11 protein-coding genes are annotated in these 13,654 nt (G+C 63.7%); all 11 read right to left on the bottom strand.

The features are described 5' to 3' along the window. On the bottom strand, positions 1-1,533 hold the full coding sequence (locus BMW87_RS18040) for a SpoVR family protein (protein WP_093051412.1): 1,533 nt from the start codon (positions 1,531-1,533) through the stop codon (positions 1-3). Further along, positions 1,530-2,822 carry a YeaH/YhbH family protein gene (locus tag BMW87_RS18035; RefSeq protein ID WP_093051409.1) on the bottom strand — a complete coding sequence of 431 codons (1,293 nt, stop codon included), beginning with the start codon at positions 2,820-2,822 and terminating at the stop codon, positions 1,530-1,532. Before BMW87_RS18035 ends, BMW87_RS18040 begins: the two co-directional genes overlap by 4 nt. Positions 2,823-2,872: 50 nt before the next feature. After that, on the bottom strand, positions 2,873-4,795 hold the full coding sequence (locus BMW87_RS18030) for a PrkA family serine protein kinase (RefSeq protein ID WP_093051862.1): 1,923 nt from the start codon (positions 4,793-4,795) through the stop codon (positions 2,873-2,875). A 762-nt stretch (positions 4,796-5,557) separates the two neighbouring features. Then, positions 5,558-6,697: a molecular chaperone DnaJ gene (dnaJ, locus tag BMW87_RS18025; protein WP_093051406.1), complete on the bottom strand. Its 1,140-nt coding sequence runs from the start codon at positions 6,695-6,697 to the stop codon at positions 5,558-5,560. A gap of 108 nt (positions 6,698-6,805) precedes the next feature. Continuing rightward, entirely contained in the window at positions 6,806-8,743 is a 1,938-nt protein-coding gene (gene dnaK / locus BMW87_RS18020; RefSeq protein ID WP_093051403.1) for a molecular chaperone DnaK, read from the bottom strand. 128 nt (positions 8,744-8,871) lie between these two features. Next, positions 8,872-9,444 carry a nucleotide exchange factor GrpE gene (grpE, locus tag BMW87_RS18015; protein ID WP_093051400.1) on the bottom strand — a complete coding sequence of 191 codons (573 nt, stop codon included), beginning with the start codon at positions 9,442-9,444 and terminating at the stop codon, positions 8,872-8,874. Between the two features lie 151 nt (positions 9,445-9,595). Next, positions 9,596-9,946 carry an FKBP-type peptidyl-prolyl cis-trans isomerase gene (locus tag BMW87_RS18010; RefSeq protein ID WP_013540334.1) on the bottom strand — a complete coding sequence of 117 codons (351 nt, stop codon included), beginning with the start codon at positions 9,944-9,946 and terminating at the stop codon, positions 9,596-9,598. 84 nt (positions 9,947-10,030) lie between these two features. Continuing rightward, positions 10,031-10,462 carry a winged helix-turn-helix transcriptional regulator gene (locus BMW87_RS18005; protein WP_093077949.1) on the bottom strand — a complete coding sequence of 144 codons (432 nt, stop codon included), beginning with the start codon at positions 10,460-10,462 and terminating at the stop codon, positions 10,031-10,033. A 136-nt stretch (positions 10,463-10,598) separates the two neighbouring features. After that, the gene (asd, locus tag BMW87_RS18000) at positions 10,599-11,450 is read right to left on the bottom strand and encodes an archaetidylserine decarboxylase (RefSeq protein WP_093051397.1); all 852 of its coding nucleotides are present in this window, start codon (positions 11,448-11,450) and stop codon (positions 10,599-10,601) included. 104 nt (positions 11,451-11,554) lie between these two features. Continuing rightward, a complete protein-coding gene (locus BMW87_RS17995; RefSeq protein ID WP_093077771.1) occupies positions 11,555-12,550 on the bottom strand; it encodes a Bug family tripartite tricarboxylate transporter substrate binding protein in 996 nt (331 codons plus the stop codon). 36 nt (positions 12,551-12,586) lie between these two features. Further along, positions 12,587-13,654 (bottom strand): lactonase family protein, encoded by a 1,068-nt coding sequence (locus BMW87_RS17990; RefSeq protein ID WP_093077770.1) that lies wholly within the window; start codon positions 13,652-13,654, stop codon positions 12,587-12,589.

The raw sequence follows: 13,654 nt of genomic DNA, 5'->3' as shown, positions 1-13,654 counted from the left end.
CTAGTAGAGCTGCTTCGGCGCCGTGGCCTTCCAGCTGCGGCTGATGCGCCCGGCGCTGTCGATGCTTTCGAGGTGTACGTCGAAGCCCCAGAGCCGCGCGACGTGCTTCAGCACTTCTTCCGCCCCGTCGTGCAGCGGCAGGTTGTTGCGCTGCGTGTGACGCAGCGTCAGCGAACGGTCGCCGCGCGTGGCCACGCTCCATACCTGGATGTCGGGCTCGCGGCTGCTGATGTCGTACTGGCGTGACAGCGATTCGCGCAGCGCCTGGTAGCCGCTGTCGTCGTGGATGGCGGATACCTCCAGCTCGGCCTCGCTCTGGAAGTCGCGGATCGAGAACAGGCGGAAGTCGCGCATCGTCTTCGGGCTCAGGAACTGGCCGATGAAGCTCTCGTCCTTGAAGTTGCGCATCGCGTAGTCGAGCGTCTTGAGCCAGTCGCTGCCCGCGAAGTCGGGGAACCAGCGGCGGTCTTCCTCGGTCGGCTTCTCGCAGACGCGCCGCAGATCGGTGTACATCGCGAAACCCAACGCATACGGGTTGATGCCGCTGTAGGCGCGGTGTCCCACCGGCGGCTGGAAGATCACGCCCGTGTGCGAACTGAGCCATTCCATCATGAAGCCGTCGGCCAGCTGGCCGCGGTCGTACATGGTGTTGAGCAGCGTGTAGTGCCAGAAGGTGGCCCAGCCTTCGTTCATCACCTGGGTCTGGCGCTGCGGGTAGAAGTACTGCGCGATCTTGCGCACGATGCGCACCACCTCGCGCTGCCAGGGTTCGAGCAGCGCGGCGTTCTTCTCGATGAAGTAGAGCAGGTTCTCCTGCGGCTCCGACGGAAAGCGTTTTGACGAATCGGACTCGGCCGCCTGCTCGCTCTTGCGCGGCAGCGTGCGCCACAGGTCGTTCACCTGCTGCTGCATGTGGCGTTCGCGCTCGGTGCGCTGGGCGCTTTCTTGCGCCAGCGAGCGCTTCTGCGGGCGGCGATAGCGGTCGACGCCGTAGTTCATGAGCGCGTGGCAGGAGTCGAGCAGTTCCTCGACCGCATCGAGGCCGTGACGCTCCTCGCATTCGGCGATGTAGTGCCGTGCGTAGACGAGGTAGTCGATGATGGACGACGCATCGGTCCACATGCGGAACAGGTAGTTGCCCTTGAAGAAGCTGTTGTGGCCGTAGGCCGCATGCGCGATCACCAGGGCCTGCATGGCCATGGTGTTTTCTTCCATCAGGTAGGCGATGCACGGATCGGAGTTGATGACGATCTCGTAGGCCAGCCCCATGTGGCCCCGGCGATAGTTTTTCTCGGTGGCGATGAATTGTTTGCCGTACGACCAGTGGCGATAGATCATCGGCATGCCCACGCTCGCGTAGGCGTCCATCATCTGTTCGGCCGTGATGACCTCGAGCTGGTTCGCGTACACGTCGAGGCCATAGCCCTTGGCAGTCTTGGCGATCTCGGTGTGATATGTCTCGATGAGGTCGAATGTCCAGTCGGAAGGGCTGGGCAGGCGTTCGAGCCGGGGGGGGACGATGATGGCGCTCATGACGTGACCCCTTCCTTCTTGAACAGGTCGCGGAAAACCGGATAGATGTCTTGCGCGTCGGACACCTTGCGCATGGCGAAGTTGGGCGCGACGCCCTCGAGCTGCTGGTACTCCTGCCACAGGTTCTGCTCGGTCTCGGCCACCTGCACGTAGGCGTAGTAGCGCACCACCGGCAGGATGTTCTCGACCAGCAGCTCGCGGCAGCGGCCGCTGTCCTGGTGCCAGTTGTCGCCGTCGCTGGCCTGCGCGCCGTACACGTTCCATTCGCCGCTGGGGTAGCGCGCCTTGATGATCTCGTCCATCAATACCAGCGCGCTCGACACCACGGTGCCGCCGGTTTCGGTGGCGTGGAAGAACTCTTCTTCAGTCACCTCCTGCGCCTGCGTGTGATGGCGCAGGAACACGAGGTCGATGGTCTCGTAGTGCCGCGTGAGGAACATGTACAGCAGCATGAAGAAGCGCTTGGCCATGTCCTTGCGCGCCTCGTCCATCGAGCCCGACACGTCCATGAGGCAGAACATCACGGCCTTGGCACTGGGCACCGGCGTCTTCACGCGGTTGCGGTAGCGCAGGTCGATGGGGTCGATGTAGGGCACGTGCCGCATGGTGCGGCGCAGCTCGGCGATGCGCTCTTCGGTCTCGCGAATTTCCTTCTGGATGAGCGCTGAAGTGACCTGCGGATGCAGCTTCAGGTGTTCGAGGTGCGCTTCCAGGCGCTTGAGCTCCTTGCGCGGTTCGCCGCCCAGCGCGATGCGGCGGGCGAGCGCACCGCGCATCGAGCGCACCACGTGCAGGTTGTTGGGCGAGCCGTCGCTGGTGAAGCCGGCGCGGTGGCTCTTCCACTCGGGCACGTCGGCGATCTGCGTGCGAATGAGGTGCGGCAGCGCGAGGTCGTCGAAGAACACGCGCATGAACTCTTCGCGCGTGAGGCGGAAGACGAAGTCGTCCTCGCCTTCGCCGCTGTCGCTGGCCTCGCCGCTGCCGGAGCCACCGCTGCCCCCGCCTTCGGGGCGCTTGATGCGGTCGCCTTTCAGGTACTCCTGATTGCCTGGGTGCACGTACTCGCGGTCGCCGCCGCGTGCATGGCCGAACACCGGTTCGGACACGTCGTGGCGCGGCAGGGTCACGTCTTCGCCTTGCTCCAGTTCGCGGATGTTGCGGCCGCTGACGGCGCGCCTCACCGCTTCCTGGATCTGCCCCTTGTAGCGCCGAAGGAAGCGCTCGCGGTTGCCAATGGACTTGTTCTTGCCCGATAGCCGGCGGTCGATGATCTGCTGCAGGATGGCCACGATGTTGTCAAAGCTCCTTGCAAAGAGAGAACGAACGAAGGGTCGTCTTTTTATGAACTCTTGCGCACCCGCAGATACCACTCGCAGAGCAGGCGAACCTGCTTGGCCGTGTAGCCCTTCTCGACCATGCGGGTCACGAAGTCTTCGTGCTTCTTCTGTTCGTCGGCGCTGCTCTTGGTGTTGAAGCTGATCACCGGCAGGAGCTCTTCGGTGTTGGAGAACATCTTCTTCTCGATCACCGCGCGCAGCTTTTCGTAGCTGGTCCACGCCGGGTTGCGCCCCGCGTTGCCGGCCCGTGCGCGCAGCACGAAGTTGACGATCTCGTTGCGGAAGTCCTTGGGGTTGCCGATGCCGGCGGGCCGCTCGATTTTTTCGAGTTCGCCATTGAGCGAGGCGCGATCGAACACTTCGCCGGTGTCGACGTCGCGGAACTCCTGGTCCTGGATCCAGTAGTCGGCGTAGGTGACGTAGCGGTCGAAGATGTTCTGGCCGTACTCGCTGTAGCTCTCGAGGTAGGCGGTCTGGATCTCCTTGCCGATGAACTCGGCGTAGCGCGGCGCCAGCAGCTCCTTGATGTAGCTGATGTACTTCTGCTCGATCTCGGGCGCGAACTGCTCGCGCTCGATCTGCTGTTCGAGCACATACATCAGGTGCACCGGGTTCGCGGCCACTTCCGAGCTGTCGAAGTTGAAGACCTTCGAGATGATCTTGAAGGCGAAGCGCGTGGACACACCGCTCATGCCTTCGTCGACGCCCGCGTAGTCGCGGTACTCCTGGATCGACTTGGCCTTGGGGTCGGTATCTTTAAGGTTCTCGCCGTCGTACACCTGCATCTTGCTGAAGGTGCTCGAGTTCTCGGGCTCCTTCAGGCGCGTGAGCACCGAGAGCTGGGCCATCATGCGCAGCGTTCCGGGTGCGCAGGGCGCCTGGGCCAGCGACGAGTTGCGCACGAGCTTCTCGTAGATCTTGATTTCTTCCGAGGCGCGCAGGCAGTAGGGCACCTTGACGATGTAGATCCGGTCGAGGAAAGCCTCGTTGTTCTTGTTGTTGCGGAAGGCCTTCCACTCGCTCTCGTTGCTGTGCGCGAGCACGATGCCGTCGAACGGGATGGCGCCGAAGCCTTCGGTGCCCTTGAAGTTGCTTTCCTGCGTTGCCGTGAGCAGAGGGTGCAGCACCTTGATGGGCGCCTTGAACATTTCCACGAACTCCAGCAGGCCCTGGTTGGCCAGGCACAGGCCGCCGGAGTAGGCGTAGGCGTCCGGATCGTCCTGGGCATAGGTTTCGAGCTTGCGGATGTCGACCTTGCCGACCAGCGAGGAAATGTCCTGGTTGTTCTCGTCGCCGGGCTCGGTCTTGGCGACGGCGATCTGCCGCAGCACCGACGGGAAGCGCTTGACGATCTTGAACTGGCGGATGTCGCCGCCGTACTCCTCGAGCCGCTTGACGGCCCAGGGCGAGAGAATTCGATTCAGGTACCGGCGGGGGATGCCGTATTCTTTTTCAAGGATCTCGCCGTCTTCGAGCGTGTCGAAGAGGCCGAGCGGGGATTCGTTCACCGGCGAGCCCTGGATGGCGTAGAAGGGCACGTGCTCCATCAACTGCTTCAGGCGTTCGGCGATCGAGCTCTTGCCGCCACCGACCGGGCCCAGCAGGTAAAGGATTTGCTTCTTTTCTTCCAGCCCCTGGGCTGCGTGTCGGAAATAGGACACCACCTGTTCTATGGCGTCTTCCATGCCATAGAACTCCTTGAACGCCGGATAGATCTTGATGACCTTGTTGGCGAAGATGCGCGAAAGACGGGGGTCGTTGCGCGTGTCGACCAGCTCCGGGTCGCCGATGGCCTTGAGCATGCGCTCGGAGGCAGTGGCGTAGGCCGTGGGGTCACGCTTGCAGATATCCAGGTAGTCCTGCAGCGAGATGACTTCCTCGCGGGTGCGCTCGTAGCGGGCGGCAAAGTTGCTGATCACATCCATGGTCACGCCTCCATCAAGTCAGTGGGCTTTTAGCCCGATGGCGTGCAGCAAAGGCCTTGCGCAACATTTAAAGGTGTGCCTGCCCATGGCTGCATGCCGCGGAAAACTCCCTTACAACAATCTGCTAACAATCAGCATAAAGCAAAGATTGAACCCGGCAAATCATTTGTTAATTCAGAACCACACGGACGAGTAAAGTTCAACGAAAAACAAGGAACAAATTTCCGGATTTCAGTTAAATTCAAAGGCTCGCTTTCCCAATTCTCCCCGGGTGAAAACACCTATGCCAAATGGCTATCGTCCGTTTTTGCCTTTTCTCCGGGAAAGCATCGCCTATTGAGCCTCGGGGCTCAAAAAAACGGGCGTCTCCTGCAATAACGCGCGGTCTGTCGTTTGGTTTATTGCACAGCCAAAAAAAATATAAAAGCAATCCTCGCGCCACTTTTTGATGGGCCGCTTGCGCGTGTTGGCGTGGGAAGGAAGCTTGGGCGCGGGTCGGCATGTACCGCAGAGGTGCAGGACGCACTGCCAATGTGCCTGCTACGGGCCTGGGAGGCCTGGATGCACCAGTCCGGCGACTCCAGCATGACAAAGGGCCGCTAAGCGGCCCTGGTTGGAGGTGGTGGCATCCACTGAAGTGAAGCCCCCGGCGTTACATATCTCAGATGGAGAACAGGTCCGACCTGTAACGCTGGCGCCGGATGAGGCAGGGATTCAGGCAGCCGGCCAGTCCCTGCACGCCTTTGGTGCTCACAAGCCAGCTCAGCTGAAGAATTCCTTCGCCTTGTCGAACCAGCCCTTGTCGGTCGGGCTGTGCTTCTCACCGCCCTTCTTGAGCGACTCGTCGAGGTCCTTCAGCAGCTTGCGCTGGAACTCGGTGAGCTTCACAGGCGTCTCGACGCGCACGTGGCAGTAGAGGTCGCCGGGGTAGCTCGAGTTGACGCCCTTGATGCCCTTGCCGCGCAGGCGGAACTGCTTGCCGCTTTGCGTGCCTTCGGGAATGTCGATGGCCGCCGCGCCCTTGAGCGTGGGCACGTTGATCTCGCCGCCCAGCGCCGCCGTGGTCATGCTCACGGGCACCACGCAGTGCAGGTTGTCGCCGTCGCGCTCGAAGATGTCGTGCTTCCTGAGCCGGATCTCGATGTACAGGTCGCCCGGCGGGCCGCCGTTGACGCCGGGCTCGCCGCTGCCGGTCACGCGCATGCGCTGGCCGTCGTCGATGCCTGCGCGGATCTTCACTTCGAGCGTCTTGTTGCGCTTGATCTTGCCCTGGCCGTGGCACACGGTGCAGGGCTCGGGAACGATCTTGCCGCTGCCGTGACAGGTAGGGCAGGTCTGCTGCACGCTGAAGAAGCCCTGGCGCATCTGCACCGCGCCCGCGCCGTGGCAGGTCGTGCAGGTGATGGGCTTGGTGCCGGGCTTCGCGCCCGAGCCATGGCAGGTGTCGCACTCGTCCCAGGTGGGGATGCGGATCTCGGTGGTCTTGCCTTCTGCAGCCTCTTCGAGCGAGATCTCCATCGCGTAGCTCAGGTCGCTGCCGCGGAACACCTGGCGGCCGCTGCTGGTGCGGCCTCGGCCGCCGCCGCCGAATACGTCGCCGAAGATGTCGCCGAAGGCTTCCGCGAAACCGCCGAAGCCTTCCGCGCCCGGGCCGCCGCGCATGTTGGGGTCGACGCCGGCATGGCCGTACTGGTCGTAGGCCGCGCGCTTCTGTCCGTCGGACAGCATTTCGTAGGCTTCCTTCACCTCCTTGAACTTGGCCTCGGCCTCCTTCGAGGTGTCGCCGTGGTTGCGGTCGGGATGGTGCTTCATCGCAAGCTTGCGATAAGCCTTCTTGATTTCTTCCTCGCTCGCGTTCTTGGGGACGCCGAGGGTTTCGTAGTAGTCGCGTTTGGTGGCCATGGCAGGTCGATCAGCAGATCAGGGAAGCAGCGGGAACTCGGGTAACTTGAAGCGAGAAAGGCTGGAGCACCTTTTCAGGTGTTCCAGCCTTGCTCAAGGGACTGAAGATCAGCCCTTCTTGACTTCCTTCACTTCGGCGTCGACCACGTTGTCGTCGGCCTGCGCGCTTGCAGCAGCTTCCGCGCCACCCGGGCCGGAGGCGGCCGAGGCGCCGGCCGCGGCCTGCGATTCGGCGTACATCTTCTCGCCCAGCTTCTGGCTTGCGGTCATCAGCGTGTTGGTCTTTTCCTCGATCGCGGTCTTGTCTTCACCCTTGAGGGCTTCTTCCAGGTCCTTGATCGCTGCTTCGATCGCGTCCTTCTCGGCGGCTTCGAGGCTTGCACCATGTTCGCCCAGCGACTTCTTCACGCTATGCACCATTGCCTCGCCCTGGTTGCGCGCCTGCACGATTTCGAGCTTCTTCTTGTCGTCTTCGGCGTTGAGTTCGGCGTCCTTCACCATCTTCTGGATCTCGTCCTCGGACAGGCCCGAGCTCGCCTTGATGGTGATCTTGTTTTCCTTGCCGGTGCCCTTGTCCTTCGCGCCGACGTGCAGGATGCCGTTGGCGTCGATGTCGAAGCTCACCTCGATCTGCGGCGTGCCGCGCGATGCCGGCGGAATGCCTTCAAGATTGAATTCGCCGAGCGCCTTGTTGCCCGCGGCGATGTCGCGCTCGCCCTGGAACACCTTGATGGTCACGGCCGGCTGGTTGTCTTCGGCGGTCGAGAAGGTCTGCGCGAACTTCGTCGGGATCGTCGTGTTCTTGGCGATCATCTTCGTCATCACGCCGCCCATCGTTTCGATGCCCAGCGACAGCGGGGTCACGTCGAGCAGCAGCACGTCCTTGCGGTCGCCCGAGAGCACCTGGCCCTGGATGGCGGCGCCGACAGCCACGGCTTCGTCGGGGTTCACGTCCTTGCGCGGCTCCTTGCCGAAGAAGGCCTTCACCTTGTCCTGCACCTTGGGCATGCGGGTCATGCCGCCGACCAGGATCACGTCGTTGATGTCGCCCACGCTGATGCCGGCGTCCTTGATGGCCACGCGGCAGGGAGCGATGGTGCGCTCGATCAGCTCGTCGACCAGGCTTTCGAGCTTGGCGCGGGTGAGCTTGATGTTCAGGTGCTTCGGACCCGAGGCATCGGCCGTGATGTAGGGCAGGTTGATGTCGGTCTGCGCGCTGTTCGACAGTTCGATCTTGGCCTTTTCAGCGGCTTCCTTCAGGCGCTGCAGGGCCAGCACGTCCTTGCTCAGGTCGACGCCCTGGTCCTTTTTGAACTCGCCGATGATGTAGTCGATGATGCGCTGGTCGAAGTCTTCGCCGCCCAGGAAGGTGTCGCCGTTGGTCGACAGCACTTCGAACTGCTTCTCGCCGTCGACGTCGGCAATTTCGATGATCGACACGTCGAAGGTACCGCCGCCGAGGTCATACACGGCGATCTTGCGGTCGGCCTTGTCCTGCTTGTCGAGGCCGAAGGCCAGGGCAGCAGCGGTGGGCTCGTTGATGATGCGCTTGACGTCCAGGCCCGCGATGCGGCCGGCGTCCTTGGTGGCCTGGCGCTGGGCGTCGTTGAAGTAGGCCGGCACCGTGATCACGGCTTCGGTCACGGTTTCGCCGAGGTAGTCTTCGGCGGTCTTCTTCATCTTGCGCAGGATGTCGGCGCTGACCTGTTGCGGGGCCATCTTCTTGCCGCGCACTTCCACCCATGCGTCGCCGTTGTCGGCCTTGGCGATGGTGTAGGGCATCAGGTCGATGTCCTTCTGGACTTCCTTTTCCTCGAACTTGCGGCCGATCAGTCGCTTGATCGCGTACAGCGTGTTCTTGGGGTTGGTAACGGCCTGGCGCTTGGCCGAGGCACCGACCAGCACTTCACCGTCTTCCTGGTACGCGACGATCGACGGCGTGGTGCGCGCACCTTCCGAGTTCTCGATCACACGCGTGGTGTTGCCTTCCATGATCGACACGCACGAGTTGGTGGTGCCGAGGTCGATGCCGATGATCTTTGCCATGTTCTTTACTCCTGAAAGCCTGAAAAATATGTTGTTATGAACTTGTGGATAACCCGTCGCGATTCAAGGTATGAAGCGGGGATTTCCTGTGGGAATCTTGTGTGCCGGCGAACGCTGGTGTGCGTTGCTTACTTCGGCGCGCTGACCGTGACCAGCGCCGGGCGCAGCACGCGCTCGTTGATGGTGTAGCCCTTCTGCAGCACGCTCACCACGGTGTTCGGCTCCTGGTCGGCGGGCACCACCGAGATGGCCTGGTGTTGGTGCGGGTCGAACTTGGTGCCGGGTGCGGGGGCCACTTCGATCACCTTGTTGCGTTCGAGCGCGCTCTTGAGCTGGCGCAGCGTGGCTTCGGCGCCTTCGCGGATCTGCTCGGGGGTGGCGTCCTTGATGGCCAGGCCGGCTTCGAGGCTGTCGGTCACCGGTAGCAGGCTCTCGGCAAAGGCCTCGACGGCGAACTTGCGGGCCTTGGTGATCTCGTCGTCGGCGCGGCGACGGGCGTTCTGCACATCGGCCTGGGCGCGCAGGTACTGGTCGGCCAGTTCGGCATTCTTGGTCTGCAGGGCGGCGAGCTCGCCTTGTGCCACGGCCAGGGCGTCGAGCGCCTCGGCTTCATTGGCGGCGTGCGCAGCCTCCAGTTCTTCGGGGCTTGGCTCGCCTTGCAGCATTTGAGAATTCTGTGCGGATTGTTGCGGGTCAGACATTTTTCAAAGAACCGGCGTGTGCCGGAAAACAAACGTTAGCCAGCCACATGGGGCTGGCCCAAAGCATTTCAAGCGAAAAAACGCGGCCAAAAGGGCCGCGGAGGCATGAAAAAGGCCCGGAATCGGGCCTTGGAGCCGTCGGCTCGAATGCTCAGTGTGCGTCCAGGAGCTCGACGTCGAACTTCAGCGTGGCGTTCGGCGGGATCACGCCGCCGGCGCCGCGAGCGCCATAGCCCAGCGATGCGGGAATGATCAGCGTGCGCTTGCCGCCGATCTTCATGCCGGCCACGCCTTCGTCCCAGCCCTTGATGACCTGGCCCGCGCCCAGCGAGAACGCGAACGGGTCGTTGCGGTCGCGGCTCGAATCGAACTTGGCGCCTTGCACGCCGTCGTTGTAGAGCCAGCCGGTGTAGTGCACGTGCACGTGCTGGCCGGCCTTGGCTTCGGCGCCGGTGCCGACTTCGGTGTCTTCGTATTGCAGGCCGGAGGGAGTGGTGGGCATGAGAAACGCTCCTTGCGTCGATGTGAGATCAGTGGATCGAAGGCGCGGAGTTTACCGATGCCGGGCAGGCAGGCCTGTGGTCCGTCAGCTCTGGCTGGTGTCGTCGGAAGGGGGCGCGGGTGTGGACGCAGGTGCCGCCACCGGGGCCGGAGCGGGTGCGGCCGCTGGGGAAACCGGCGCGGCGGGCGATGCGACCGCTGCGGGTGCCGCTGCTTTCTTGAGTTGTCCCAGTTGCCATTTGCCGGCAAAAGCCTGCAGGTCGGAAAGGCGCTTGAGCAGGTCCTGGCCGCTGAGCGTGAGGCTGTAGCCGTCGCTGCCGTGGCCGACGATGCCGGCTTCGCGCAGTTCCTTGATGCGGGTGTTGAGCGTGTTGGGAGTGATGCTGCCCACGCTGTCCTGAAGCAAACGGAAGGTCTGCGCATGGCCGTCGCGCAGGGCCCAGAGCACGCGCAGCGCGTAGCGGGCTTCGAGCAGGGCGAGCAACTGGCTGACGGCTGCGTTTTCCTTGGTACTCATCGACATCATCTCCTCGAAGCGTTCTTGTGGTTGGTATGAACCGTCTCGTTGGCCGGCGACTATAGCGCAATCGATGAGGATGCTACTAGTTTTATAGCTGTCAGGGCATGCTGCATGCGGGTTGTGAGACAAACACTCACAAATTGGTGTAGTTGGCCATGGCTTCGCCCAGGCGGATCGCGCGGGTGGGCGACCAGTCCTGGTTGAAGGCCAGCGCGGGCGCCGGGAACAGCATGACGACCGTCGACCCGAGCAAGAAACGGCCCATCTCGTCGCCCTTGCGGATGTCGATCTGCTGGTCGGTGTAGTGCCACTCGCGCAGCTCGCCCACGCGCGGCGGATTGACCACGCCGTGCCATACGGTGGCCATGCTGCCGACGATGGTGGCGCCCACCAGCACCAGCACGAAGGGGCCGTGCGCCGATTCGAAGACGCACACCACGCGCTCGTTGCGCGCGAACAGGCCGGGCACGCCGCGCGCCGTGGTGGGGTTCACCGAGAACAGGTCGCCCGGCACATGGATCATGCGCACAAGCCGCCCGTCGCAAGGCATGTGGATGCGGTGGTAGTCCTTGGGGCTCAGGTACAGCGTGGCGAAGCTGCCGTGCGCGAACTTCGCGGCCAGCGTAGCGTCGCCGCCGACCAGTGCGGTGGTCGTGTAGTTGTGGCCCTTGGCCTGGAAAATCTGGTCGCCCTGGATCGCGCCGAACTGGCTGATCGCGCCGTCCACGGGGCAGACCAGGTCGGCCTGCGCGAGCGGCCGCGCACCGGGCTTGAGCGCGCGCGTGAAGAACTGGTTGAAGCTCTTGTAGTGCTGGATGTCCGACTCGAGCGCCTCGCCCATGTCCACGCCGTACTTGGCCACGAAGCGCCGGATGATCCACGTCGTCACGGCGCCCCGTTCCTTGCCCGCAACCCAGCCGGCGAAATTGGTCAGGGCCTGCTTGGGGAACAGGTATTGGGGCAGTACGGCAGAGCGGTCGGACACGTGGGGAAGGCCTGGAATGCGGAATCGGAGGGGCATTCTATAAAGCGCTTCTTCCTCGGGGCGTAGGAAGCTTCCCTTGGTTCGCCCGGCCCGCAGTCAGCCGGTCAATCGGCCTTGATGCCTGCCGCCTTGATCACCTGCGCCCACTTCTCCACCTCGGCCTTCTGGAACGCCGCGATCTGCGTGGTGCTCAGGTCGGTCGGCTCCATGCCGAAGCCCTTGAGCTTGTCCTGCATCTCGGGCGTCGCGAGGATCTTGCGGATCTCGGTGTGCAGCCTGTCGACGACCGGTGCAGGCGTGCCCGCAGGCACGAAGATCGCCTGCCACGACACCACCTCGAAGTCTTGCAGGCCCGGCACGCCCGACTCGGCCACCGTCGGCACGTCGGGCATCGAGGCCAGGCGCTTCGACGATGTGACGGCAATCGCGCGCAGCTTGCCGCTCTGGATGTGCGGACCCGCGACCACCGTGGTGTCGAACATCATGTCGACCTGTCCGCCGATCACGTCCTGGATCGCCGGGCCGCTGCCCTTGTACGGAATGTGAGTGAACTTCACGCCCGACTTGAAGGCCAGCAGTTCCAGCGCCAGGTGCTGCGAAGTGCCCGTGCCGGCCGAGGCCGACGAGAGCCCGCCCGTTTTGGCCTTGCTGGCCGCGATCACGTCCTTCAGCGTCTTGTACGGGCTCGCCTGGTTCACCACCAGCACCACCGGGTTGGTGCCGATCAGCGTCACCGGCGCGAACGACTTCTGCGGGTCGTAGCCGATCTTCGGATACAGGCTCACGTTGATTGCGTGCGAGCTGATGGTGCCGCCGATCAGTGTGAAGCCGTCCGGCGCCGCACGCGCGCCGACTTCCGAGCCCACGCTGCCGCCGGCGCCGCCCTTGTTGTCGATGATCACGCTGGTGCCCAGCACGGTGCCGAGCTTCTGCCCGATCAGCCGGCCCAGCACGTCGGTGGTGCCGCCCGCGGGAAAGGGCACGAGGTAAGTGATGGCCTTGCCCGTCGGCCAGTTGTTGCTGCTCTGCGCGAAGGCCACCGGAAGACCGGCGGCGAGCGAAGAGGCGAGGGCGGTGCGAATGAGTGTGCGGCGTTGCATGCGAAGGTCTCCTATTGATGTGTGGTGCGGCGCCCGTCAGGGCATGTCGACGATCTCGATCCAGTTCGGGTTCTTGCCCACGTCCAGGTGCTGGGGCTTGCCCAGCGCACCGGTGGCGGCGTCGATGGCGTAGAGCGAGATGCCGTTCGACTCCTGCCCTGCGGCAATCAGGTAGCGGCCGGTGGCATCGATGGCGAAGCCGCGCGGTGTTTTCTCGGTCGGGGTCTGCCCGAGCGGCTGAAGCTGCCCCGTGGCGGCATCGACCTTGAATGTCGAGAGGGTGCTCGACGTGCGCTCCGACGCGTACAGGTAGCGCCCGTCGGGTGTCAGGTGCAGGTCGGCGGCCCAGGGCTTGCCGGTGAAGCCGGCGGGCAGCGTGGTCGTGCTCTGCTCGAGCTTGAGCGTGCCGCGCGCGGCATCCCACGCGAACACGTGCAGCGCCGCGTCGAGCTCGTCCAGCAGATAGACGTGCCGCTGCGCCTTGTCCCAGACGAAGTGGCGCGGGCCCGCCTTCGCGGCGGTGGTGGTCAGCGGCGGATCGTTGGGCGACAGCAATCCTTTCTCCGCATCGAAGCGCCAGCTCGACACGTTGTCGCCGCCGAGGCTGGTGGCGAGCACGAAGCGGTTGCTCGCGTCCGCATGGATCGCATGCGCATTGGGCCCGGTCTGGATCAGCTGGTGAATGGGGCCCACCGCGCCGTCCTTGCCGATGGCATTGACCGTGATCTTGCCGCCCTGGTACGAGGCCGCGAAGAGCCACTTGCCGCTCGCGTCCAGGTCGATGTTGGCCATGCTGTCGGCCAGCGGCGCTTCGCCGAGCTTCTGCAGTTTTCCGGTGGCGCCGTCGATCGACAGCGCGGTCACGCGAAACGGCTGCGAGCGCAGCGCGGCATACAGCATGCGCTTGTCATGGCTCACCACCATCGGCATCACGGTGCCGCCGACGTTCAGCGTCTGAACGGGCTTGAGCGCGCCCTGGGCCCGGTCGAGTTCGAGCACCGAGATCTCCTGGCTGTCGGCGTTCGACACATAGACCCAGGTCGCGGCCGAGGCCTGGCCGATGGCGGCCAGCCACAGCAGCGATGCGATGGTTGTTTTCTTCAT

Origin of the sequence: Variovorax sp. OV084 (assembly GCF_900111625.1) — a bacterium.
Lineage (GTDB): Bacteria > Pseudomonadota > Gammaproteobacteria > Burkholderiales > Burkholderiaceae_C > Variovorax.
Note: the sequence above shows the minus strand (reverse complement) of the source record. Positions and strands in the feature narration are given on the sequence as shown.